The organism is Streptomyces sedi (assembly GCF_006335015.1).
GTDB classification, from domain to species: Bacteria; Actinomycetota; Actinomycetes; order Streptomycetales; family Streptomycetaceae; genus Streptomyces; species Streptomyces sedi.
Genome location: NZ_VDGT01000010.1, coordinates 131,625 through 155,823, shown reverse-complemented (window position 1 = coordinate 155,823; position 24,199 = coordinate 131,625). Strand labels below are relative to the sequence as shown.

Sequence of the window (24,199 nt, the reverse complement as noted above, 5' to 3'; positions counted from 1 at the left end):
GTGGCGCGAGCGCGGGGGCGGACTAGGGTGCGTGCCATGATCCGAGCCGTTGCCGACCTGGCCTCCGTCGAGGATGCCACCGACCGCCTCCTGCGCACCGCCGCCGGCCTCGACGAGGCCGCGCTCGCCGCGCCCTCCCGGCTCCCCGGCTGGACGCGCGGCCATGTGCTGGCCCATCTCGCCCGCAACGCCGACGCCCTCGACGACGTGCTCCACGACCGCCCCATGTACGCCAGCGACCAGGCCAGGGACGAGGCGATCGCGCGCGGCGCGGGACGCCCGCCCGCCGAGCACCTGGCCGACCTGCGCGACAGCTCCGCCCGTCTCCTGGCGACCGCGCGCGCCCTCGACGAGGCCGGCTGGGAGCGCCGCGTCACCCTGCGCAACGGGGTCACCGACCGCGCCGCCGGCCTCCCGTTCCGCCGCTGGGTCGAGGTCGAGCTGCACCGGATCGACCTGGACGCCGGGCCGACCGTCGCCGACCTCCCCGGCACCTTCCTGGACCGTGCCGTCGACTACCTGGCCAACCGCTACGCCGGCCACCCCGACCTGCCGGCCGTCGAGCTGCGCGCGGAGGACGGGCGCGGCTGGCGCACCGGCGCGACCGAGGGCGAGCCGCGCCGGGTGGTGGGCACGCCGGCCGCGCTGGTCGGCTGGCTCAGCGGGCGCACCGCCGGCAGCGGCCTGACCTCGGCCGAGCCGCTGCCGAGGCCGCCGGCGCTCTAGGCGTGTTGTCGGTGCCGTCTGAGAGACTGCCGGGCATGGCGTACACCGGAGACGTGACGGTCGGCGGACCCCCCGACGTGCACGAGTTGACCCACCTGGTGATCACCAAGATCGCCGTCGGCCCCATGGAGAACAACGCCTATCTGCTGCGCTGCCGCGCGACCGGCGAGCAACTGCTGGTCGACGCGGCGGCGGACGCGCCCGCGCTGGTGGAGCTGATCGGCCCGGACGGGCTGGTCGGCGTCGTGACCACCCACCGCCACGGCGACCACTGGAGCGCCCTCGCCGAGGTGGTCGCCGCCACCGGCGCCCCCACGTACGCCGGCCGCCACGACGCCGAGGGCATCCCGGTGCCCACCGAGGTGCCGGTCGACGACGGTGACCGGATCGCCGTCGGCCGCTGCCACCTCACGGCCCGTCACCTCGTCGGCCACACCCCCGGTTCCGTCGCGCTGGTCTACGACGACCCCGAGGGGCATCCCCATCTCCTCACCGGGGACAGCCTGTTCCCCGGCGGCGTGGGCAACACGTTCGGCGATCCCGCCGCCTTCACCAGTCTGTTGGCCGACGTGGAGAGCAAGCTCTTCGCGCGACTCCCGGACGAGACCTGGGTCTACCCGGGGCACGGCGCGGACACCACCCTCGGCGCCGAGCGACCGCACCTGGCCGAGTGGCGCGAGCGCGGCTGGTAGCCGCCGGCCGGGCCACCACGCTCACCCTGCGTGGTGCGCTCACTGTCAGTGGGCGGCAGTAGGGTTGGCGCCATGGCCGATCCTTCCAGCTACCGCCCGAGGCCGGGTGAGATTCCCGACTCGCCCGGTGTCTACCGGTTCCGCGACGAGCACCGCAGGGTGATCTACGTGGGGAAGGCCAAGAGCCTCCGGCAGCGCCTCTCCTCGTACTTCCAGGACCTCTCGGGCCTGCACCCCCGCACGGCCACGATGGTGACCACCGCCGCCTCCGTCGAGTGGACGGTGGTCTCCACCGAGGTCGAGGCGCTTCAGCTGGAGTACTCCTGGATCAAGGAGTACGACCCCCGATTCAACGTCAAGTACCGCGACGACAAGAGCTATCCCTCACTCGCGGTCACGATGAACGAGGAGTTCCCCCGCGTCCAGGTGCTGCGCGGCGCCAAGCGCAGGGGCGTGCGGTACTTCGGCCCCTACGCCCACGCCTGGGCCATCCGCGAGACGGTCGACCTGCTGCTGCGCGTCTTCCCCGTCCGCACCTGCTCCGCCGGGGTCTTCAAGCGCGCGCGGGCCATCGGCCGCCCCTGCCTCCTGGGGTACATCGACAAGTGCGCCGCCCCCTGCACCGGCCGGATCAGCCCCGAGGACCACCGGGCGCTGGCCGACGAGTTCTGCGACTTCATGGCCGGCCGCACGGGCACCTACCTGCGTCGGCTGGAGCAGGAGATGGGGGAGGCCGCGGAGGCCCTGGAGTACGAGCGGGCCGGCCGGCTGCGGGACGACATCGAGGCGCTGCGCCGCGCCATGGAGAAGAGCGCGGTGGTGCTCGCCGACGCCACGGACGCCGACCTGATCGCCCTCGCCGAGGACGAGCTGGAGGCGGCGGTGCAGATCTTCCACGTGCGTGGCGGCCGGGTCAGGGGCCAGCGCGGCTGGGTGACCGACCGCGTCGCCGACGTGACGGCAGGCGAGCTGGTGGAGAGCGCCCTCCAGCAGTTGTACGGCGAGGAGAGCGGCGAGAGCGTGCCGCGCGAGGTGCTGGTGCCGGCGCTGCCCGAGCCGCCGGAGCCGGTCGCCGAGTGGCTCACCGAGCGCCGCGGCTCCCGGGTCAGCCTGCGCGTGCCGCGGCGCGGCGACAAGCGCGACCTGATGACGACCGTGGCGCGCAACGCGCGCCAGGCGCTCACCCTGCACAAGACCAAGCGCGCCTCCGACCTCACCACCCGCTCCCGCGCCCTGGAGGAGATCGCCGAGCACCTGGGGCTCGACTCGGCGCCGCTGCGGGTGGAGTGCTTCGACATCTCCCATCTCCAGGGCGACGACGTCGTGGCCTCCATGGTCGTCTTCGAGGACGGGCTGGCGCGCAAGAGCGAGTACCGGCGCTTCCAGATCAAGAGCTTCGCCGGGCAGGACGACGTCCGGGCGATGCACGAGGTGGTCTCCCGGCGCTTCCGCCGCTATCTGCGGGAGCGCGAGCGCACCGGGGAGTGGGCCGTGGCGGAGGGCGGCGAGGAGACCGCCGACGAGCCCCTCGGCCCGACCGGGGAGGACGGCAGGCCCAAGCGCTTCGCCTACCCGCCGCAGCTGGTCGTGGTGGACGGCGGCCAGCCGCAGGTGGCGGCGGCCCGGCGGGCGATGGACGAGCTCGGCATCGGCGACGTGGCCGTCTGCGGGCTGGCCAAGCGCCTGGAGGAGGTCTGGCTCCCCGGCGAGGACGATCCGGTGATCCTGCCCCGCACCAGCGAGGGGCTCTACCTGCTTCAACGGGTGAGGGACGAGGCGCACCGCTTCGCGATCCGCTACCAGCGCGGAAAGCGGTCACAATCGATAAGGAAGGGTCCCCTCGACGCCATTCCCGGCCTCGGGGAGACCCGCAAGAAGGCGCTGCTCAAGCACTTCGGCTCGGTCAAGCGGCTCCGCGCCGCCACGGTCGAGGAGATCAGCGAGGTGCCCGGCATAGGCCGCAGGACCGCCGAGACGGTCGCGGCGGCCCTCGCCGGCCAGGCCCAGGCCGCACCCGCGGTCAACACGGCCACCGGTGAGATCGTCGAGGACTGAGCGAGCGCGGAAGAGGCCGGCGACCACGATCCACACACGTCATCGAAGGACAGGCGGGGGATTGAGCGACATGAGCGAACAGAGCAGAGCAGAGGAACCCACCACCCCGCCCGTGGGCGAGGAGGCGGCGAGCACCCCCGAGCTGGTGATCATCTCCGGGATGTCGGGCGCGGGGCGCTCCACGGCGGCCAAGTGCCTGGAGGACCTGGGCTGGTTCGTGGTGGACAACCTGCCACCGGCCCTGATCCCGACCATGGTCGACCTCGGCGCCCGTTCCCAGGGGAACGTCGCGCGGATCGCCGTGGTCGTGGACGTGCGGGGCCGGGGCTTCTTCGACAGCCTGCGGGAGTCGTTGAACGACCTGGAGACCAAGGGCGTCACCCGGCGCATCGTCTTCCTTGAGGCCTCGGACAACGCGCTGGTGCAGCGCTTCGAGTCGGTCCGCAGGCCGCACCCGCTCCAGGGCGACGGCCGGATCGTCGACGGCATCGCCGCCGAGCGCGACCTGCTGCGGGAGCTGCGCGGCGACGCGGACCTGGTGATCGACACCTCCAACCTCAACGTCCACGAGCTGCGCGCCAAGATGGACGCCCAGTTCGCCGGGGGAGACGAGCCCGAGCTGCGGGCCACCGTCATGTCCTTCGGCTACAAGTACGGCCTGCCGGTGGACGCCGACCACGTCGTGGACTGCCGGTTCCTGCCCAACCCGCACTGGGTCCCCGAGCTGCGCCCCTACACGGGGACCAGCGAGGAGGTGTCCGGCTACGTCTTCAACCAGCCGGGTGCCAAGGAGTTCCTCGACAGGTACGCCGAGCTGCTCCAGCTGGTGGCCGCCGGCTACCGGCGTGAGGGCAAGCGTTATGTGACCATCGCCGTCGGCTGCACCGGCGGCAAGCACCGCAGCGTGGCGATGTCCGAGCGGCTGGCGCGCCGGCTGGCCGCGGAGGGAGTGGAGACCGTGATCGTCCACCGGGACATGGGACGCGAGTAGTCGATGCCACGGAAGGGAGCAAGGCGCGCGGCGGGGGGCCCGTCCGTCGGCCGGCGCGCGGGGCGCACGCTGCGCGGCGTCCGCCGGGGGGCGCAGCCCAAGGTCGTGGCGCTGGGCGGCGGCATGGGGCTCTCCGCCTCGCTCACCGCGCTGCGGCGGATCACCGGCGACCTCACCGCCGTGGTCACGGTCGCCGACGACGGCGGGTCGAGCGGCCGGCTCCGCGACGAGTTGGGCGTGCTGCCGCCCGGCGACCTGCGCAAGGCGCTGGCCGCGCTCTGCGGGGACGACGAGTGGGGCCGCACCTGGTCGGAGGTGATCCAGCACCGCTTCCAGAGCGAGGGCGAGCTGCACGACCACGCCGTGGGCAATCTGCTGATCGTCGCGCTCTGGGAGCAGTTGGGCGACCATGTCGGCGCGCTCGACCTGGTGGGCAAGCTGTTGGGGGCGCACGGCCGGGTGCTGCCGATGTCCGCGGTGCCGCTGGCCCTGGAGGCGTCGGTGCTCGGTCACGACCCGGCGCTTCCCGAGGAGTTGTCGCGGGTGCGCGGGCAGGCGTCCGTCGCGTTGACGCCGGGTGAGGTCCGCGAGGTGATGCTGGTGCCCAGCGATCCGCCGGCCGTGCCCGAGGCCGTGGCGGCCGTGCTGGACGCCGACTGGGTGGTTCTCGGCCCCGGTTCGTGGTTCTCCTCCGTCATCCCCCACCTGCTGGTGCCCGAGTTGCTTGACGCGCTGGTCAGCACCAAGGCGCGGAGGGTTCTCTCGCTCAATCTGGCGCCCCAACCGGGCGAAACTGATGGCTTCTCACCGCAACGTCATGTGGAGGTTTTGGTACAACACGCCCCTAAACTCACCTTTGACGTGGTGCTGGCCGATCGGGCCGCCGTCCCCGACGGAGAGAGCCTGAGTCAGGCCGCCGCCGAGCGACTGGGGGCCGAGGTGGTGTTGGCCCCCGTGGCCGCGAACGCTGGTTCCGGTCCCGGGGCCGGCTCGGCCCGGCACGATCCCGAGCTTCTGGCAGCCGCGTATGACCGTGTTTTTCGGATGCATGGAAGGATCGGCCCATGGCGATGACGGCTGCGGTGAAGGACGAGATCTCGCGTCTTCCCGTCACCCGCACCTGCTGCCGCAAGTCCGAGGTGTCGTCGATCCTGCGCTTCGCGGGTGGCCTCCACCTTGTCAGCGGGCGGATCGTGATCGAGGCGGAGCTGGACACCGGCATCGCCGCCCGGCGGCTCCGCCGGGACATTCTCGAAATCTTCGGACACTCGTCGGACCTGGTGGTGATGGCTCCCGGCGGCCTGCGCAGAGGCAGCCGCTACGTGGTCAGGGTGGTCGCCGGCGGCGACCAACTGGCCCGGCAGACCGGCCTCGTCGACGGCAGGGGCCGTCCGATCCGCGGCCTGCCGCCCCAGGTGGTCTCGGGGGCCACCTGCGACGCGGAGGCCGCCTGGCGCGGCGCCTTCCTGGCGCACGGTTCGCTCACCGAGCCGGGACGTTCCTCCTCCCTGGAGGTCACCTGCCCCGGCCCCGAGGCCGCCCTCGCGCTGGTCGGCGCGGCGCGCCGGCTCCAGATCGGCGCCAAGGCGCGCGAGGTGCGCAGCGTTGACCGGGTCGTCGTCCGGGACGGTGATGCGATCGCCGCCCTGTTGACGCGGCTCGGCGCGCACGAGTCGGTGCTCGCCTGGGAGGAGCGCCGGATGCGGCGGGAGGTCAAGGCCACGGCCAACCGCCTGGCCAACTTCGACGACGCCAACCTCCGCCGTTCCGCCCGCGCCGCGGTGGCCGCCGGCGCCCGCGTGCAGCGCGCGCTGGAGATCCTCGCCGACGAGGTGCCGGAGCATCTGGCCGCCGCGGGGCGGCTGCGCATGGAGCACAAGCAGGCGTCGCTTGAGGAGTTGGGCGCGCTCGCCGATCCGCCGCTCACCAAGGACGCCGTCGCCGGGCGCATCCGCCGGCTGCTGGCGATGGCCGACAAGCGGGCGCAGGACCTGGGTGTTCCGGGCACCGAGTCCACCCTCACCGAGGAGATGGTCGGCTGAACGCCACCGCGCACCCCGGTGTGGCGCCGGTGTCCAGGGCCTGAACACGCCTGGCCGATGTCACCGGTGACACCCGGGCGCGGTAGGGTCGGAAGCGGTCGGGGACATCCCATACAGCATCGTCGGTGTCAGCCTCACCGGCGTACCAACGAGGAGATCGGTTCGTGACGATCCGCGTAGGAATCAACGGCTTTGGCCGTATCGGTCGCAACTACTTCCGCGCGCTCCTTGATCAGGGAGCGGATGTCCAGATCGTCGGTGTCAACGACCTGACCGACAATGCCACCCTGGTGCATCTGCTGAAGTACGACAGCGTCCTCGGCCGCCTCAAGCAGCCGGTCAGCCACACCGACGACAGCATCACGGTCGGCGACCAGACCTTCAGGACCTATGCCGAGCGCGACCCGGCGAACCTGCCCTGGGCCGAGCTGGGCGCCGACATCGTGATCGAGTCGACCGGCATCTTCACCAAGCGCGAGGACGCCGCCAAGCACCTCGCCGCCGGCGCCAAGAAGGTCCTCATCTCCGCCCCGGCGAAGAACGAGGACGTCACCGTCGTCGTCGGTGTCAACGAGGACAAGTACGACCCGGCGGCGCACGAGGTCATCTCCAACGCCTCCTGCACCACCAACTGTGTGGCCCCCATGGCCAAGGTCCTCGACGAGAGCTTCGGCATCGTCAAGGGCCTGATGACCACGGTCCACGCCTACACCAACGACCAGCGCATCCTGGACTTCCCGCACAAGGACCTGCGCCGGGCCCGGGCCGCCGCGGTCAACGTCATCCCGACCACCACCGGTGCCGCCAAGGCCACCGCCCTGGTGCTGCCGCAGCTCAAGGGCAAGTTGGACGGCATCTCGCTGCGCGTGCCGGTGCCGACCGGTTCGGTGACCGACCTGGTCGTCGACCTCGACCGCGAGGTCACCAAGGAGGAGGTCAACGCGGCGTTCAAGAGCGCCGCCGAGGGCCAGCTCAAGGGCATCGTGGACTACACCGAGGACCAGATCGTCTCCTCGGACATCGTCAACTGGCCGGCCTCCTGCATCTTCGACGCCTCGCTGACGATGGTCCAGGGCAACCAGGTCAAGATCGTCGGCTGGTACGACAACGAGTGGGGCTACTCCAACCGTCTGGTCGACCTCACCGTCTACGTGGGCGAGCGGCTCTGACCCGCGGGTGAGCGCAGCGCCGACCGAAGGCCGTGACTCCAGGTCAGGGCCAGGGGGCCCGCCGAGCGCGCACCGCGCTCGGCGGGCCCTCGCGCATGCCCGGCGCGCGCTCCGCCGCGCGGAGACGGAGCGGGTCAACCGAGAGCCTCAAGGAGACCAGACCACATGAAGACCATCGACGACCTCGCGGTCGCCGGACGGCGCGTGTTCGTCCGCGCCGACCTCAACGTCCCGCTCTCCGGCGGGGCCATCACCGACGACGGCCGTATCCGCGCCGCCGTGCCGACGATCCGCCGGCTGCTCGACGCGGGCGCCCGGGTCGTCGTCGCCTCGCACCTCGGCCGCCCCAAGGGCGCGCCGGACCCGGCGTTCTCGCTGGCCCCCGTCGCCCGCCGACTGGGCGAACTCCTCGGCCAGGACGTCGCGTTCGCCACTGACACGGTCGGCGACAGCGCCCGCGGGACCGTCGCCGGGCTGGCCGACGGGCAGCTCGCGCTGCTGGAGAACCTCCGGTTCAACGCGGGCGAGACCGCCAAGGACGACGCCGAGCGCGGCGCCTTCGCCGACCAGCTGGCCGCCCTGGCCGACGCCTACGTCGGCGACGGCTTCGGCGCCGTGCACCGCAAGCACGCCTCCGTCTTCGACCTGCCGGCCCGGCTGCCGCACGCCGCGGGCGGGCTGATCGCCACGGAGGTCGGCGTGCTGAAGCAGCTGACCGACGAGGTCAGCCGCCCGTACGCGGTGGTGCTCGGCGGCGCCAAGGTCTCCGACAAGCTGGGCGTCATCGACCATCTGCTGGAGCGCGCCGACCGCATCCTGATCGGCGGCGGCATGGCGTACACCTTCCTCGCCGCCCAGGGCCACGAGGTCGGCGCCTCCCTGCTCCAGGCCGACCAGATCCCGGCCGTCCAGGAGTACCTGCGCCGCGCCGAGGAGAAGGGCGTGGAGTTCGTCCTGCCCGTCGACGTGGTCGCGGCCAAGGAGTTCCCCGACCTGAGCGCCAAGACCCCGGCCGGGCCGGTCGAGCTGGCCGCCGACGCCATCCCCGCCGGCCTCCAGGGCCTCGACATCGGCCCGCGCACCCAGGAGCTGTTCGCCGCCAAGGTGGCGGACGCGGCGACCGTCTTCTGGAACGGGCCGATGGGCGTCTTCGAGCACCCCGACTTCGCCGAGGGCACCAGGGCCGTGGCCCAGGCGCTGATCGACAGCCCCGCCTTCACGGTGGTCGGCGGCGGCGACTCGGCCGCGGCCGTCCGGCTCCTCGGCCTGGACGAGAACGGCTTCGGTCACATCTCCACCGGCGGCGGCGCCAGCCTGGAGTACCTGGAGGGCAAGACCCTCCCGGGCCTGGCCGCGCTGGAGGACTGATGTCCCCGCGGGGCGGCACCACCCCCGGCCGCGCGGGCGCGCCGGGTCCATCCACCACGGCGGCGGCCTCCGCTGCCTCCACGGCAGACAGGAAAGGGGCGGGCGCGTGAGTCAGCGCACTCCGCTGATGGCGGGCAACTGGAAGATGAACCTCAACCACCTTGAGGCCATCGCCCACGTGCAGAAGCTCGCCTTCGGCCTCTCGGACAAGGACTTCGACGAGGTCGAGGTGGCCGTGCTGCCGCCGTTCACCGACCTGCGCTCGGTGCAGACCCTGGTCGACGGCGACAAGCTGAAGATCAGGTACGGCGCGCAGGACATCTCGCCCTTCGACTCCGGTGCCTACACCGGCGAGGTCTCGGGCGCGATGCTGGCCAAGCTCAACTGCTCCTACGCGGTCGTCGGCCACTCCGAGCGCCGGCAGTACCACGGGGAGAACGAGGAGGTCTGCAACGCCAAGGTCAAGGCGGCCTACCGGCACGGCATCACCCCCATCCTCTGCGTGGGCGAGCCGCTGGAGGTCCGCAAGGCCGGCACCCAGGTGCCGCACACCCTGGCCCAGCTCGACGGGGCGCTGAAGGACCTGCCGGCCGAGGACGCCGCCAGCATCGTCGTCGCCTACGAGCCGGTGTGGGCCATCGGCACGGGCGAGGTGGCCACCCCGGACGACGCGCAGGAGGTCTGCGCCGCGATCCGGGCCCGCCTCGCCGAGCTGTACGACGGCCAGCTGGCCGACGGGATCCGCATCCAGTACGGCGGCTCGGTCAAGTCGGGCAACGTCGCCGCGATCATGTCCCAGCCGGACGTGGACGGGGCCCTGGTCGGCGGTGCGGCGCTGGACACGGACGAGTTCGTCAAGATCGTCCGCTTCCGCGACCAGTAGTCGCCACCAGCGGGTCCCGACGGGAGAACGCCGCCCGTCGGCCCGGTTCCGTAGCCCCTGGGGCGGTACGCCGCCGTAGCGGTACCCTGTCCGGGAGCCGTAGCCCGACGCCCTCGCGCGCCGGGCCGCTCGGCTCCCGGACACACGCCCGGGTCATGCCAGTCGTCCGTCGTTGCAGAGAGTTGGTCCAGTCGTGGAAACGGCGTTCCAGATCGCCCTGATCGTCGTCAGCGCCCTGTTGGCGCTTCTCGTGTTGATGCACAAGGGCAAGGGCGGCGGCCTCTCCGACATGTTCGGCGGAGGGATGCAGTCCTCCGTCGGCGGCTCCTCGGTCGCCGAGCGGAACCTCGACCGGATCACCGTCGTCGTCGCCCTCGTCTGGGCCGCGATCGTGGTCGTTCTCGGTCTGCTCATGAAGTCATAAGTCAGTAACTCCCGGCACTGGACGTGCGTTGAGCCTTGCATAGACTGAGGACTTCGCAGAATGGCAGGCAGGGAGTAACGACCGTGGCAGGTGGCAACGCGATCCGGGGCAGCCGGGTCGGGGCGGGGCCCATGGGTGAGGCCGAGCGCGGCGAGACCGCGCCTCGGCTGAGGGTCTCCTTCTGGTGCGCGAACGGGCACGAGACACAGCCCAGCTTCGCCAGCGACGCGCAGATCCCGGACAGCTGGGACTGTCCTCGTTGTGGTTTCCCGGCAGGCACCGAGCGCGACGCTCCGCCGGACCCACCCCGGACCGAGCCCTACAAGACGCATCTGGCCTACGTCCGCGAGCGGCGCAGCGACGCGGACGGCGAGGCCATCCTCGCGGAGGCGCTCGCCAAGCTGCGCGGCGAGATCTGAGCACACGAGTCCTCGGCACCCGGGCCCGGACCCCGACCGACCAGGTCGGGATCCGGGCCCGCGCCGTGTCAGGGGAAACGGTCCTCCGCCCGGCGCCCGATCCCTGATCGACTAGGGTCGGTCCCGACGTTGGCACAAGGGATAGCCGAGGCGAAGATGACTGAAGGTGGCCTGGCCAGGCTCGATCAACTGCCCGAGTGGGAGGCGTTGGCCGCACACCGGCGCGCGCTGGGCGAGGTGGGTCTCCGAGAGCTGTTCGACCGGGACCCGGAGCGGGCCGAGCGGTTCGGGCTCGCGGTCGGCGGGCTCTACCTGGACTACTCCAAGCAGCTGGTGACGGACGAGACGCTGCGCCTGCTGCGGGAGTTGGCGAGGGCCACGGACGTGGCGGGGCTGCGCGAGGCGATGTTCCGCGGCGAGCGGATCAACGTCACCGAGGACCGGGCGGTGCTGCACACCGCGCTGCGCGCGCCCGCGGACGCGGTGGTCGAGGTGGACGGCGAGAACGTCGTTCCGGCCGTCCACGCGGTGCTGGCGCGGCTGTCGGACTTCGCCGAGCGGGTGCGCTCCGGTGCGTGGCGGGGGCACACCGGGCAGCGGATCGAGACGGTGGTCAACATCGGCATCGGCGGCTCCGACCTGGGCCCCGCGATGGCCTACGAGGCGCTGCTGCCGTTCACCGCACGGGAGTTGGACTTCCGCTTCGTCTCCAACGTGGACGGCTCCGACCTCCACGAGGCGGTCCGCGACCTGGACCCGGCGACGACGCTGTTCATCGTCGCCTCCAAGACCTTCACCACCATCGAGACCATCACCAACGCCACCTCCGCCCGCCAGTGGCTGCTCGACGGGCTCGCCGGCGACCAGGCGGCGGTGGCCAAGCACTTCGTCGCGGTGTCGACCAACGCGGAGAAGGTCGCCGCGTTCGGCATCGACACGGCCAACATGTTCGAGTTCTGGGACTGGGTCGGCGGACGTTACTCCTACGACTCGGCCATCGGCCTTTCGCTGCTGATCGCCATCGGCCCCGAGCGGTTCCGGGAAATGCTGGACGGCTTCCGGCTGATGGACGAGCACTTCCGCACGGCGCCCGCCGAGGAGAACGCGCCCCTGCTGCTCGGTCTGCTGGGCGTCTGGTACGGCGCCTTCTTCGACGCCCAGGCGCACGCCGTGCTGCCGTACAGCCACTACCTCTCGCGGTTCACCGCCTATCTCCAGCAGTTGGACATGGAGTCCAACGGCAAGCGCGTGGACCGGGCCGGACGGCCCGTCAGCTGGCAGACGGGGCCCGTCGTCTGGGGCACGCCGGGCACCAACGGGCAGCACGCGTACTACCAACTGCTGCACCAGGGCACCAAGCTGATCCCCGCCGACCTGATCGGGTTCGCCCGCCCGGTCGCCGAGCTGGCGCCGGCCCTCGCCGACCAGCACGACCTGCTGATGGCCAACCTCTTCGCGCAGGGGCAGGCGCTGGCGTTCGGCAAGACCCCGGACGAGGTGCGCGCCGAGGGGGTGGCCGAGGAACTGGTGCCGCACCGGACCTTCCCCGGCGACCGGCCGACGACCACGATCCTCGCCGACGAGCTGTCGCCCTCGGTGCTGGGGCAGTTGGTCGCGCTCTACGAGCACAAGGTCTTCGTGCAGGGCGCCGTCTGGGACATCGACTCGTTCGACCAGTGGGGTGTCGAGCTGGGCAAGGTGCTCGCCAAGCGGGTCGAGCCGGCGCTCACCGAGGGGGCCGAGGTTCCGGGGCTCGACGCGTCGACCGCCGGGTTGGTCACCCGCTACCGCGCGCTGCGCGGCAGGTGAGCGACGCCCCCGGCGGTCCTGGGTCGCGTCAGCCGGCCGCAGCCGCCGGGGGCAGCTCGGCCGCCGCCGCCTGGTCGACCAGCAGCAGCGTGCGGTCGGTGCCCCGGACCCCGGAGGCCGGTGTCGCCTCAGGGGCGCTGGGGGCCAGGGTGGCCGCCGCCGCCTTCGCCTTGTCCGCACCGGCGGCCAGCAGCCAGACCTGCCGGGCCGCGTTGATCGCCGGCAGGGTCAGGCTCAGCCGGGTCGGCGGCGGCTTCGGCGCCTCGCGTACCGCCACCACCGTCGCGTCCGCCTCCCGCACCCCGGGCAGCCCCGGGAAGAGGGAGGCCACATGGCCGTCGGGCCCGACGCCCAGCAGTACCACGTCGAACGGGTCGGTGGCCCCGGCCAGTTCGGCGGCGTACGCCTCGGCCGCCGCCTCGGCGTCCTCGCCGTAGGGGCCGTCCGAGGCCGGCATCACATGGACCCGCCCCGGCTCCACCGGCACGGCGTCCAGCAGGGCCCGGGCGGCCTGCGTGTGGTTGCGCTCGGGGTCACCGGACGGCAGGAACCGCTCGTCCCCCCACCACAGGTCGATCCGCGACCAGTCGACGGCGTCCCTGGCCGGGGCGGCGGCCAGCGCGGCCAGCAGGCCGTTGCCGTTCCGCCCCCCGGTCAGCACCACGGACGCCGAGCCGCGCGTGGCCTGCGCGTCCTGGACGACGGTGATCAGCCGCGCCGCCGCGGCCTCGGCCATCAGCCGCTGGTCGCGGTGGACCAGCAGCCGCGGCGCGGTCACGACGCGGCCTCGCCCGAGGCGCCCGCCGTGACCAGCGTGATCTCGCGGCCCGCCCGGATCGCCTCCTCGTACGCCTCGTCGGGGTCGAGCCGGCGCAGCTCCTCCGCCAGCAGCTCCGAGGTGTCCCTGCGGTTGAGTGCCACATGCCGGTTGGGCTGCCCCGGGACGGCCAGGGTCGCCATGGAGCCGTCGGGGCGGTCCAGGCAGATCTCGCCGTCCTCGACGGTCAGCCGCACGGCCGTGATCCCCGGGCCCTGGGCCGCCGTCCTGGTCACCGGCACGTCCAGTCGACGGCCGAGCCAGTACGCCAGCAGGTCGGTGCTCGGGTTGTGCTCCTCGCCCTCGACCTCGGCGGCCGTGACCGTGGAGTGCGTCTGGTCCAGCGCCGCCGCCAGCACGCTGCGCCACGGGGTGATCCGGGTCCAGGCCAGATCCGTGTCGCCCGGCGAGTAGACGTCGGCCCGTGTGGCCAGGTCGGCCGACGGGTCCTCGGCCGCCGCCGCGTCCGTGATCCGACGCTGGGCCAACGCGCCCAGCGGGTCGTTCGACGGATGCGTCGGCGCCTCGTCGGGCCACCACACCACCACCGGCGCGTCCGGCAGCAGCAGCGGCAGCACGGCGCTGTGCGCGTGCCCGGCCAACTCTCCGTGCAGCCGCAGCAGCACCGTCTCCCCGATGCCGGTGTCCCCGCCGACCCGCACCTCGGCGTCGAGCCGGGCGGAGGCCGCCCGTTCACGCGCGGAGCGGGCCGGTCGCCTGATGACGACGAGGGTCCGCGACGGGTGCTCCTTGGACGCCTCGTTGGCGGCCTTGAGCGCGTCGTAGTGGTTGCCCTCGTCGGTCACGATGACCATCGTCAGCACCATGCCGACGGCCGGTGAGCCCGTGGTCCTGCGGGCGCGCACCAGCGTGGCGTTGATCTGGCTCGACGTGGTGTCCGTGAGATCGATGTTCATGGCCGCCGCCAGCTCCGTCCGTCGCGCGCCAGCATGTCGTCCGCCGCCTTGGGGCCCCAGGTGCCGGCGGTGTACGGCTCGGGCTTGCCGTGGCTCGCCCAGAACTCCTCCACCGGGTCGAGGATCTCCCAGGACCGCTCGACCTCCTGGTGCCGGGGGAAGAGGTTGGCGTCCCCCAGCAGCAGGTCGAGCAGCAGCCGTTCGTACGCCTCGGGGCTGGACTCCGTGAAGGACTCGCCGTAGGCGAAGTCCATCGTGACGTCCCTGATCTCCATCTGGGTGCCGGGCACCTTCGAGCCGAAGCGGACCGTGATCCCCTCGTCCGGCTGCACCCGGATCACCAGGGCGTTGCGCCCCAGCTCCTGGGTGTCCGTCGTGTTGAACGGGGAGTACGGCGCGCGCTGGAAGACGACCGCGATCTCCGTCACCCGCCGGCCGAGCCGCTTGCCCGTCCGCAGGTAGAAGGGGACGCCCGCCCAGCGGCGGTTGTCGATCTCCAGCTTTATCGCCGCGTAGGTGTCCGTGACGGAGGCCGGGTCGATGCCGTCCTCCTCCAGATAGCCGGCGACCTTCTCGCCGCCCTGCCACCCGGCCGCGTACTGCCCGCGCACCGTGTGCAGGCCCAGGTCCTCCGGGAGGTTCACGGCGTTCAACACCTTGAGCTTCTCGGTGACCAGGGTGTCCGCGTCGAACGAGGAGGGCTCCTCCATCGCCGTCAGCGCCAGCAGCTGGAGCAGGTGGTTCTGGATGACGTCCCTGGCGGAGCCGATGCCGTCGTAGTACCCGGCCCGGCCGCCGATGCCGATGTCCTCGGCCATGGTGATCTGGACATGGTCCACGAACGAGCGGTTCCACAGCGGCTCGAACATGGTGTTGGCGAAGCGCAGGGCCAGGATGTTCTGGACCGTCTCCTTGCCCAGGTAGTGGTCGATCCGAAAGACCTCGTGCGCCGGGAAGACGTCGTGCACCACCCGGTTCAGCTCCTGGGCGGAGGCCAGGTCGTGGCCGAAGGGCTTCTCGATGACCGCCCGCCGCCAGCTGTCGCCCGGGGCCTCGGAGAGCCGGTGCTTCTTCAGCTGCCGGACCACCGTGGGGAAGTACTTCGGCGGGACGGAGAGGTAGAACGCGAAGTTCCCCCCGGTGCCGCGCGCCTTGTCCAGCTCCCCGATGGTGTCGCGCAGCCGGGTGAACGCCTCGTCGTCGTCGAACGTGCCCTGGACGAAGCGCATCCCCTCGGCCAGCTGGCGCCAGACCTCCTCGCGGAACGGGGTCCTGGCGTGCTGCTTGACCGAGTCGTGCACGACCCGGGCGAAGTCCTCGTCCGCCCAGTCCCTGCGGGCGAAACCGACCAGGGAGAAACCGGGCGGCAGCAGCCCGCGGTTGGACAGGTCGTAGACGGCCGGCATCAGCTTCTTGCGGGAGAGGTCACCGGTGACCCCGAAGATGACCAGGCCCGACGGCCCCGCGATGCGGGGCAGTCGGCGGTCCTGGGCGTCGCGTAGCGGGTTTGCGTGGTTCCCGATTCCGCTCACCGGCGGCTCAACCCTCCTCGCCCACCAGGCGCTCCAGCTCCGCCTTGGTGGACTCCAGCAGACCGATCCATGCCTTCTCGAACTTCTCCACGCCCTCGTCCTCCAGCACCCGCACCACGTCGTCGTAGTCGACGCCGACGCCGGCCAGCGCGTCCAGGTCGGCGCGCGCCTGCTCGTAGGTGCCGGCGACCGTGTTCCCGGTGATCTCACCGTGGTCCTCGGTCGCCTTGAGGGTGTCCTCCGGCATGGTGTTGACGGTGCCGGGGGCGACCAGCTCGGTGACGTAGAGGGTGTCCGGGTAGTCCGGGTCCTTCACGCCGGTGGAGGCCCACAGCGGGCGCTGCACGTTGGCCCCGGCGCGCTCCAGCGCCTGCCAGCGGTCGGCGGCGACGACCTCCTCGAACGCCTGGTAGGCGAGCCGGGCGTTGGCCACGGCCGCCTTGCCGCGCAGCGCGGTGGCCTCGGGGGTGCCGACGGCGCTCAGGCGCTTGTCGATCTCGGTGTCCACCCGGGAGACGAAGAACGACGCCACCGAGTAGATCTGGTCCAGCTCCAGGCCCTTGGCCCTCGCCTGCTCCAGACCCTTCTGGTAGGCGTCCATCACCTCGCGGTAGCGCTCCAGCGAGAAGATCAGCGTGACGTTGACGCTGATGCCGCGCGCGATGGTCTCGGTGATCGCGGGCAGCCCGGCCCTGGTCGCCGGGATCTTGATGAACGTGTTGGGCCGGTCGACCAGCCAGGCCAGCTGCTTGGCCTCGGCCACGGTCGCGCGGGTGTCGTGCGCCAGGCGCGGGTCGACCTCGATGGAGACCCGGCCGTCCTGGCCGTCGGTCGCCTCGTGCACCGGCCGCAGCACGTCGGCGGCGTCCCGCACGTCGGCGGTGGTGATCATGCGCACGGCCTCCTCAACCGTGACGCGGCGGGTCGCGAGGTCGGCCAGCTGCTCCTCGTAGCCGTCCCCGTGCGAGATGGCCTTCTGGAAGATCGTCGGGTTGGTCGTCACCCCCACCACGTGCTGCTGGTCGAGCAGCTCGGCGAGGTCGCCGGACGAGATCCGCCTGCGGGACAGGTCGTCCAGCCAGATCGCGACGCCCTCCTCGGAGAGGCGCTTCAGTGCGTCGGTCATGGAATTTCGCGTCTCCTGCTGTCGTGTGTGTCGATGTCAGCGCTCGGCCGCGGACAGGGATTCCCGCGCCGCCTGGGCGACGGCCTCCGGGGTGATGCCGAACTCCCGGTAGAGGGTCCGGTAGTCGGCCGAAGCGCCGAAGTGCTCCAGCGAGACCACCCGACCCGCCTGACCGACGTAACGGTGCCAGGAGAGACCGACGCCGGCCTCGACCGCGACCCTGGCGTGCACCTCGGGCAACAGCACATGATCCCGGTACGCCTGGTCCTGCTCCTCGAACCACTCGGCGCAGGGCATCGACACCACCCGAGTGGGCACCCCCTCGGCCTGGAGGGCCTCCCTGGCGGCGAGCGCCAGGTGCACCTCGGAGCCGGTGCCGATCAGGAGGACGCGGGCCGCGCCGCCCTCCGCCTCGGTGTGGACGTAGCCGCCCCTGGCGGTGTCCTCGTTGGCCGCGTAGACCGGGACGTTCTGCCGGGTCAGCGCCAGCCCGTGGGGGGCGGGGGCCGAGGAGTGCCGGCGCAGGATCTCCCGCCAGGCGATGCTGGTCTCGTTGGCGTCGGCGGGGCGGACCACGTTCAGCCCGGGGATGGCGCGCAGCGCCGCGAGGTGCTCGACCGGCTGGTGGGTCGGGCCGTCCTCGCCCAGGCCGATCGAGTCGTGCGTCCAGACGTAGGTGACCGGCAGCCGCATCAGGGCGGCCAGCCGCACCGCGGGGCGCATGTAGTCGGAGAAGACCAGGAAGGTGCCGCCGTAGATCCGGGTGTTCCCGTGCAGCGCCACGCCGTTCATCGCCGAGCCCATCGCGTGCTCGCGGATGCCGAAGTGCACCGTGCGGCCGTACGGGTCGGCCTCGCCGAGCGGGTTGCCCGCGGGGAGGAAGGAGGAGGAGGCGTCGATCGTGGTGTTGTTCGAGCCGGCGAGGTCGGCGGAGCCGCCCCACAGCTCGGGCAGCACCGCGCCCAGGGCCTTGAGGACCTGACCCGAGGCCTTGCGGGTGGCGACCTCGCCGCCGGCGTCGAACGCGGGCAGCGCCTTCTCCCAGCCGTCCGGCAGCTCGCCGGCGCGCACCCGGTCGAAGAGGGCGGCCCGCTCCGGGTTGGCCTCCCGCCATCCGACGAGGCGCTTCTCCCAGTCGGCGCGGGCCGTCTGGCCGCGCTCCACGGCCTCCCTGGAGTGCGCCAGCACCTCGGGCGCGACGGCGAAGTCGGCCTCCGGGTCGAAGCCCAGCACCCGCTTGGTGGCGGCGACCTCCTCGGCGCCGAGCGCGGAGCCGTGCGCGGCCTCCGTGTTCTGCGCGTGCGGCGCCGGCCAGGCGATGATCGAACGGGCCGCGATGATCGACGGCCTGTCCGTGACCGCCCGCGCGCCCTGGAACGCCTCGTGCAGCGCGGCCGGGTCCAGGTCGCCGCTCTCCCGCGGCGCGACCCTCCGCACGTCCCAGCCGTAGGACTCGAAGCGGGCCAGCACGTCCTCGGAGAACGCGGTCTGGGTGTCGCCCTCGATGGAGATGTGGTTGTCGTCGTAGAGCAGCACCAGGTTCCCCAGGCGCTGGTGCCCGGCGAGCGAGGCGGCCTCGGCGGCGACGCCCTCCTGGAGGTCCCCGTCGCCGGCGATGACCCAGATGGTGTGGTCGAACGGGGAGGTGCCCGGCTCGGCCTCCGGGTCGAAGAGGCCCCGCTCGTAACGGGCGGCCATCGCCATGCCCACCGCGTTGGCCACGCCCTGCCCGAGCGGGCCCGTCGTGGTCTCGACGCCGGCCGTGTGGCCGTACTCGGGGTGGCCGGGGGTGCGGGAGCCCCAGGTGCGGAAGGACTTGAGGTCGTCCAGCTCCAGGCCGTAGCCCGCCAGGTAGAGCTGGATGTAGAGGGTCAGGCTTGAGTGGCCGACGGACAGCACGAAGCGGTCCCTGCCGGCCCAGTCGGGGGAGGTCGGGTCGTGCCGCATCAGCTTCTGGAAGAGCAGATGGGCGGCGGGGGCCAGGCTCATGGCCGTGCCGGGATGGCCGTTGCCGACCTTCTGCACGGAGTCCATGGCCAGGACGCGGGCGGTGTCAACGGCCCGTTGGTCCAGTTCGGTCCAGTCGAGGTCTGAGGTCGTCGGCTTGCTGCTCACCCTGCGTCAGGGCTCCTCTCCGGCGGTGCGTGGCGGGTGATTCCGCGGTCCCCGCCGGCGGCGGCTGCGGTTCACCCGGCCGGGTCGAGCCTACCTCTGGCCAACGCGCCGTTCCCTGGGCGCTGGCGGTTGGTTCGGCGCCGGCGCCTCCGCTCCGGCCGGCCGTGCGCCCGGCCCCTCCCGCGGGTCCCGCTCCGGGCCCGATCGGCGGTCGGTGCGCCAACACGGCACCCCCGGGGCGGGCCGGCGGACCAGGGCGACTAAAGTGACGGCGTATGTGCGGACCTCGTCCACCGGCGGAACGTCGGCCGGGGCCCGCCCAACACGCCCCAGGCTCCCTCCGCCCCCACGGGTGGACGGACGCTCTTCGATCGCTGATGTCACACATCCAGAGGTGCCCGTGACGGCCGTTGATTCCCGCCCTGTGGCAGGGTCCGATTCGGGCTCCGACCATTGGTCCACGGGAGACCGGGTCAAGGCGTTCATCGCGCTGACGAAGCCGCGCATCATCGAGCTGCTGCTGATCACCACGGTGCCGGTGATGTTCCTCGCGGCGCAGGACGTGCCCGACCTGTGGCTGGTCCTGGCCACCTGCGTCGGCGGCTATCTGTCGGCGGGTGGCGCCAACGCGCTGAACATGTGGTTCGACCGGGACATCGACGCGCTGATGGAGCGGACCCGCAACCGCCCGCTGGTGACCGGGGTCGTCTCGCCCGCCGAGTGCCTGACCTTCGGCCTCGTGCTGGCCGTGGTCTCCACGGCCTGGCTCGGCTGGACGGTCAACTGGTTCTCCGCGTGGCTCGCGTTGGGCGCGCTCCTCTTCTACGTGCTGGTCTACACGATGCTGCTGAAGCGGCGGACCAAGCAGAACATCGTCTGGGGCGGCATCGCCGGCTGTATGCCGGTGCTCATCGGATGGTCCTCGGTGACCGGCGAGCTCTCCTGGGCGGCCGTGATCCTCTTCCTCGTGATGTTCTTCTGGACGCCGCCGCACTACTGGCCGCTGTCCATGAAGGTCAAGGAGGACTACGCCCGGGTCGGCGTGCCGATGCTGCCGGTCGTCGCGGGCAACCGCGCGGTGGCGCGGCAGATCGTCCTCTACAGCTGGGTGATGGTCGGCGTCTCGCTGCTGCTGTGGCCGATGGGGTACACCGGCTGGTTCTACCCCGTGGTCGCGGTGGTGGCCGGCGGCTGGTGGCTCTGGGAGGCGCACGCGCTGCACGCCCGCGCCCGGGCCGGCGTCACGGGCGCGAAGCTCAAGGAGATGCGGCTCTTCCACTGGTCCATCACCTACGTCTCGCTGCTCTTCCTCGCGGTCGCCATCGACCCGTTCCTGCGCTGAGCCGGCGCCGGATCGAAGGTCCCCACGGCCCCCGTGTGCTACTGGCGCGTAGCATACGGGCCATGACTGACACTGCGGAGAACGCCGAGAACGCTTCGGTCCCCGACGAGGTCGTCACCGACCGCGCGACCGAACGCCGCACGGCGCGGGTGACCCGCCGGCTGCGCGGCTTCGTCGCGCGCCACGGGGCCGGCACCGAGGGCCAGATCAGTTACCTCGGGGAGCGCGGCTACCGGCTGGTGCTGGTCGGCGAGGACGGGACTCTCGGCGACCAGGTGGCGCCCGGCAGGGACATCCTCGCCAGGGCCGCCGAGCGGGCCGGCGTCACGCTGCGGGACTCCTTCGACGGCGAGTTGGCCGCCCGGGTGCGCACCGGACCCTACGAGTGGTCGCGGATGGCGGGCCTGGGCATCGGCGGGGCCGCCGAGGGCGGCGGGGCGAACGGGCCGACCACCGCCGGAAGTTCGGCGAAGGCCGCCTGACCTGCGGCTCCGGCCGACTGTCAGTGGCATGGTGCACCATGCCCGCATGAAGAAGAACGTCGCCGCCGAGCAGGCCGTCCCCGTCCTGAGGGTCAGGGAGCTGGCCGCCGTGCTCGGGTGGTATCTCCGCCTCGGCTTCGGACTGTGCTGGGAGCACCGCTTCGAGCCGGGCTTCCCGGCCTTCGCCGAGGTGGGCAGGGGACCGTTGCGGCTCTTCCTCTCCGAGCACGAGGGGGACGCGCCGGCCGGCGGGCTGGTCTACCTGCGGCTGGCCGATCTGGACGCGGTGGCCGAGGAGTTCGGGGTCACCCCGCGGGTCCAGCCCTGGGGACGGGAGCTGGAGCTGACCGACCCGTCGGGGAACCGGCTGCGCATATCCGGCCCGGCGGCCGAGTAGCCGGCCGGCCGCCGGAGGGTCCGCCGGGCCCCGTTCGGGTCAGGAGGCCGTGGCCAGCGGGGCGGGCTCGGGCGCGGTGGGCTCCTCGTCGGACGGCTCGGTCTCGGCCCGCTCGCGGGTGGCCAGCAGCAGCCGCAGCACGCTGATCCACACCAGGGTCGCGCCCAGCAGGTGGAAGGCCACGAGGAGTTCGGGCTCGTCGAGGGCGTACTGCACATAGCCGATCGCGCCCTGCGCCAGCAGCACCAGCACCAGGTCGCGTGCCCTGCCCAGCACCGCCGGCGGGGCGTCCATCATGCGCAGCCCGAGCCAGATCGCGAGGGCGCCGAGCACCACGACCCACGCCAGGGCCGAGTGCACCCGCGTGATGGTCTCCCAGTCGAACGGCATCCGCTCGATGTCGCTCTCGTCGCCCGCGTGCTTGCCGGAGCCGGTGACCGCGGTGCCGACGACGACCAGCGCGGCCGACAGCACCGTCAGCGCGGCGACGGCGCGCCGCACGGGGGGCCCCACCAGCGGCCGGGGCGGCCCGTCGCCCTCGCGGGCCCGCACCCAGCTGAGCGTGGTGACGGTGACCAGCGCGGTGGCGGCGAGGAAGTGGCCCGCGACGATGAAGGGGTTCAGCTCGGTCAGCACGGTGATGCCGCCGATCACGCCGTTCGACGCCACCACCCAGAACTGCGCCCACCCCAGCCTGGTCAGCGAGCGGCGCCGGGGCTTCGCCGACCTGGCGGCGACGATGAACCAGCCGACGGCGGCGCAGACCACATAGGTCATCATCCGGTTGCCGAACTCTATGGCGCCGTGGAAGCCCATCTCGGAGGTCGCCACCAGGCTGTCGTCGCTGCACTTGGGCCAGGTGTCGCAGCCGAGGCCGGAGCCGGTCAGCCGGACCGCGCCCCCGCTCACCACGATGACGACGCTCATCACCAGGGCGGCCAGCGCCGCGCGGCGGACGGTCTCCGGCCGGGGCGTCCAGCGGGCGGCGACAAAGGCGAGGGGGTTTCGCACGACTTCCTTGAGCACCCGCTCATCGTAGGCCCCCGCTTGTGCGTGGATTCACGAGCCCCACCCCCGGTGCCACGGGGGCCCGGCTGACGGGCCACTGCCGACGGAGCGGGTCACTCCCAGCGGAAGAAGCGCGCCGCCAGGCCGAGCCCGGCGGCCGACCAGCCGGCCAGCACCGCCACGTCCCGGAGCGCCGGCCAGCCGCCCTCCCGCAGCACCTCGCGCAGCCCCTCGGCGAGCGCCGGCACCGGCAGCAGCTCCAGCACGGTGCGCAGCGCCCCCGGATACTCCTCCAGCGGCACCACCACCCCGCCGAAGAGCACCAGCAGCACGAAGAGCAGGTTGGCGGCGGCCAGCGTCGCCTCCGCCCGCAGCGTCCCCGCCATCAGCAGCCCGAGCCCCGACAGCGCCGCGGTGCCCAGCAGCATCAGCCCGACCACGGCCAGCGGGTTCCCCCGGGGCGACCAGCCGAGCGCCAGCGCCACCGCGACCAGCAGCACCGTCTGGAGCACCAGCGTGACCAGCACCGCGCCCGTCTTCCCCAACAGCAGTGCCCACCGCGGCAGCGGTGAGACGCCCAGCCGCTTGAGCACGCCGTAACGCCGCTCGTACCCGGTGGCGATGGCCTGCCCGGTGAACGCCGTCGACAGCACCGCCAGGGCCAGCACCCCGGGGGTGAGGAAGTCGACCCGCTCGCCGGGGCCGGTGTCGATCAGGTCGACGGTGCTGAAGAGCACCAGCAGCAGCGTCGGGATGATCACCGTGAGCAGCAGCTGCTCCCCGTGCCGCAGCAGCATCCGCGTCTCCAGCGCGGTCTGCGCCAGGATCATCCGCGGGTAGGGCGCGGCGCCGGGGGCGGGGGAGTGGTGTCCGGTCGTGGTGGCCATCAGCGGAGCTCCCTGCCCGTCAGTTCCAGGAAGACGTCCTCCAGCGTGTGACGCCTGGTGGTGATCCGGTCGGCCAGCACCCCGTGCTGGGCGCACCAGGCGGTGACCGTGGCCAGCAGCCTCGGCCCCACGTCGCCGGTGATCCGGTAGCTGCCCGGCGTCGGCTCGCTGACCTCGCTGTCCGCCGGCAGCGCCGCGCGGAGCGAGGCGAGGTCCAGCCCCGGGCGGCCGGCGAAGCGCAGCACGTCCCCCGCGCCGCCCCGGCACAGCTCGGCGGGGGTGCCGTCGGCGATCACCCGGCCGCCGTCCAGGATGGCCACCCGGTCCGCCAACTCCTCGGCCTCGTCCATCAGATGGGTGCTGAGCACCACGGTGACCCCGTCCGCCCGCAGCTCGCGCACCAGCTCCCAGGCCGCCTGCCGGGCCTGCGGGTCGAGCCCGGCCGTCGGCTCGTCCAGGAAGACCAGCTCTGGCCGGCCGACCACGGCCATCGCCAGCGCCAGCCGCTGCCGCTGGCCGCCGGAGAGGCGGCGGTAGGGGGTTCGGCCGCAGGAGCCGAGGCCCAGGCGCTCGCCGAGCGCGTCCACGTCGAGAGGGTGTGCGTAGAGGCTCGCCATGTGCCGGAGCATCTCCCCGGCGCGCGCGCCGGGATACACGCCCCCCTCCTGCAACATCACACCGATTCGTGAGCGCAGCTTCTCGCCGTCCACGGCCGGGTCGAGTCCCAGTACCCGCAGCCGGCCGGCGTCCACCCGGCGGTAGCCCTCGCACGCCTCGATGGTGGTGGTCTTGCCGGCGCCGTTGGGCCCCAGCACCGCCGTGACCGAGTGGGCGGGAACGGTGAGATCGAGGCCGTCGACGGCGATCCGTTCCCCGTACCGCTTGACCAGGCCGACCGCCTCGACCGCCGGTTGATCCCCCGCGCTGCGCATGGGCCGAGTCTAGGTCGGCCGGCGCCCCGGGCCCGCGCCCGGGTGCGCATGGGCCGACCCCGCGCG

At 72.6% G+C, this 24,199-nt stretch carries 23 protein-coding genes; 15 read left to right on the top strand and 8 right to left on the bottom strand.

Features of this window, described 5'->3' with window-relative positions; all coding sequences use genetic code 11:
• Positions 1–36: 36 nt before the first annotated feature.
• From FH715_RS15320 to pgi, 12 genes are all read left to right on the top strand, one after another.
• Complete coding sequence (locus FH715_RS15320) at positions 37–726, top strand: maleylpyruvate isomerase family mycothiol-dependent enzyme (RefSeq protein WP_139645539.1); 690 nt, start codon at positions 37–39, stop codon at positions 724–726.
• 35 nt (positions 727–761) lie between these two features.
• Positions 762–1,418: an MBL fold metallo-hydrolase gene (locus tag FH715_RS15315; protein ID WP_139645536.1), complete on the top strand. Its 657-nt coding sequence runs from the start codon at positions 762–764 to the stop codon at positions 1,416–1,418.
• Between the two features lie 72 nt (positions 1,419–1,490).
• The gene (gene uvrC, locus FH715_RS15310; protein WP_139645535.1) at positions 1,491–3,473 is read left to right on the top strand and encodes an excinuclease ABC subunit UvrC; all 1,983 of its coding nucleotides are present in this window, start codon (positions 1,491–1,493) and stop codon (positions 3,471–3,473) included.
• A 70-nt stretch (positions 3,474–3,543) separates the two neighbouring features.
• The gene (gene rapZ, locus FH715_RS15305) at positions 3,544–4,464 is read left to right on the top strand and encodes an RNase adapter RapZ (protein ID WP_246108756.1); all 921 of its coding nucleotides are present in this window, start codon (positions 3,544–3,546) and stop codon (positions 4,462–4,464) included.
• A gap of 3 nt (positions 4,465–4,467) precedes the next feature.
• Positions 4,468–5,538: a gluconeogenesis factor YvcK family protein gene (locus tag FH715_RS15300; RefSeq protein WP_139645533.1), complete on the top strand. Its 1,071-nt coding sequence runs from the start codon at positions 4,468–4,470 to the stop codon at positions 5,536–5,538.
• Positions 5,529–6,506, top strand: a complete 978-nt coding sequence (gene whiA, locus FH715_RS15295) for a DNA-binding protein WhiA (protein ID WP_139645531.1) — start codon at positions 5,529–5,531, stop codon at positions 6,504–6,506. The genes FH715_RS15300 and whiA overlap by 10 nt, the downstream gene beginning before the upstream one ends.
• A 164-nt stretch (positions 6,507–6,670) precedes the next feature.
• Complete coding sequence (gene gap / locus FH715_RS15290; RefSeq protein WP_139645527.1) at positions 6,671–7,675, top strand: type I glyceraldehyde-3-phosphate dehydrogenase; 1,005 nt, start codon at positions 6,671–6,673, stop codon at positions 7,673–7,675.
• 165 nt (positions 7,676–7,840) lie between these two features.
• Complete coding sequence (locus FH715_RS15285; RefSeq protein ID WP_139645525.1) at positions 7,841–9,043, top strand: phosphoglycerate kinase; 1,203 nt, start codon at positions 7,841–7,843, stop codon at positions 9,041–9,043.
• A 106-nt stretch (positions 9,044–9,149) separates the two neighbouring features.
• A complete protein-coding gene (gene tpiA, locus FH715_RS15280; protein WP_139645523.1) occupies positions 9,150–9,926 on the top strand; it encodes a triose-phosphate isomerase in 777 nt (258 codons plus the stop codon).
• A 193-nt stretch (positions 9,927–10,119) separates the two neighbouring features.
• Positions 10,120–10,350, top strand: a complete 231-nt coding sequence (gene secG, locus FH715_RS15275) for a preprotein translocase subunit SecG (RefSeq protein WP_139645521.1) — start codon at positions 10,120–10,122, stop codon at positions 10,348–10,350.
• Between the two features lie 83 nt (positions 10,351–10,433).
• Entirely contained in the window at positions 10,434–10,769 is a 336-nt protein-coding gene (locus tag FH715_RS15270) for an RNA polymerase-binding protein RbpA (protein WP_097228922.1), read from the top strand.
• Positions 10,770–10,925: 156 nt separating this feature from the next.
• Positions 10,926–12,578, top strand: coding sequence for a glucose-6-phosphate isomerase (pgi, locus tag FH715_RS15265; protein WP_139645519.1), 1,653 nt, complete (start codon positions 10,926–10,928; stop codon positions 12,576–12,578).
• Positions 12,579–12,606: 28 nt separating this feature from the next.
• Here pgi and pgl read toward each other — a convergent pair whose 3' ends face one another.
• From pgl to tkt, 5 genes are read right to left on the bottom strand one after another with little or no spacing between them, the layout of a single operon-like run.
• Entirely contained in the window at positions 12,607–13,314 is a 708-nt protein-coding gene (pgl, locus tag FH715_RS15260; RefSeq protein ID WP_425472720.1) for a 6-phosphogluconolactonase, read from the bottom strand.
• A gap of 38 nt (positions 13,315–13,352) precedes the next feature.
• Positions 13,353–14,312: a glucose-6-phosphate dehydrogenase assembly protein OpcA gene (gene opcA, locus FH715_RS15255; protein WP_139645515.1), complete on the bottom strand. Its 960-nt coding sequence runs from the start codon at positions 14,310–14,312 to the stop codon at positions 13,353–13,355.
• Positions 14,309–15,835 carry a glucose-6-phosphate dehydrogenase gene (gene zwf / locus FH715_RS15250; RefSeq protein ID WP_139645667.1) on the bottom strand — a complete coding sequence of 509 codons (1,527 nt, stop codon included), beginning with the start codon at positions 15,833–15,835 and terminating at the stop codon, positions 14,309–14,311. Before zwf ends, opcA begins: the two co-directional genes overlap by 4 nt.
• Positions 15,836–15,851: 16 nt before the next feature.
• A complete protein-coding gene (tal, locus tag FH715_RS15245; RefSeq protein WP_139645513.1) occupies positions 15,852–16,970 on the bottom strand; it encodes a transaldolase in 1,119 nt (372 codons plus the stop codon).
• Between the two features lie 36 nt (positions 16,971–17,006).
• The gene (gene tkt, locus FH715_RS15240; protein ID WP_139645511.1) at positions 17,007–19,085 is read right to left on the bottom strand and encodes a transketolase; all 2,079 of its coding nucleotides are present in this window, start codon (positions 19,083–19,085) and stop codon (positions 17,007–17,009) included.
• A 400-nt stretch (positions 19,086–19,485) separates the two neighbouring features.
• Between tkt and FH715_RS15235 the strand changes: the two genes are divergently transcribed.
• The 3 genes from FH715_RS15235 (at position 19,486) to FH715_RS15225 (ending at position 21,306) form a co-directional block, all read left to right on the top strand.
• Entirely contained in the window at positions 19,486–20,427 is a 942-nt protein-coding gene (locus tag FH715_RS15235; RefSeq protein ID WP_139645509.1) for a heme o synthase, read from the top strand.
• Positions 20,428–20,489: 62 nt separating this feature from the next.
• A complete protein-coding gene (locus FH715_RS15230) occupies positions 20,490–20,909 on the top strand; it encodes a hypothetical protein (RefSeq protein ID WP_246108754.1) in 420 nt (139 codons plus the stop codon).
• Between the two features lie 46 nt (positions 20,910–20,955).
• The gene (locus FH715_RS15225; RefSeq protein WP_139645507.1) at positions 20,956–21,306 is read left to right on the top strand and encodes a glyoxalase superfamily protein; all 351 of its coding nucleotides are present in this window, start codon (positions 20,956–20,958) and stop codon (positions 21,304–21,306) included.
• Between the two features lie 39 nt (positions 21,307–21,345).
• Here FH715_RS15225 and FH715_RS15220 read toward each other — a convergent pair whose 3' ends face one another.
• The 3 genes from FH715_RS15220 to FH715_RS15210 form a co-directional block, all read right to left on the bottom strand.
• Positions 21,346–22,332 carry a COX15/CtaA family protein gene (locus tag FH715_RS15220; RefSeq protein WP_246108753.1) on the bottom strand — a complete coding sequence of 329 codons (987 nt, stop codon included), beginning with the start codon at positions 22,330–22,332 and terminating at the stop codon, positions 21,346–21,348.
• 95 nt (positions 22,333–22,427) lie between these two features.
• Complete coding sequence (locus FH715_RS15215; protein ID WP_139645505.1) at positions 22,428–23,201, bottom strand: ABC transporter permease; 774 nt, start codon at positions 23,199–23,201, stop codon at positions 22,428–22,430.
• Positions 23,201–24,133, bottom strand: coding sequence for an ABC transporter ATP-binding protein (locus FH715_RS15210; protein WP_139645503.1), 933 nt, complete (start codon positions 24,131–24,133; stop codon positions 23,201–23,203). The genes FH715_RS15215 and FH715_RS15210 overlap by 1 nt, the downstream gene beginning before the upstream one ends.
• Positions 24,134–24,199: the final 66 nt, after the last annotated feature.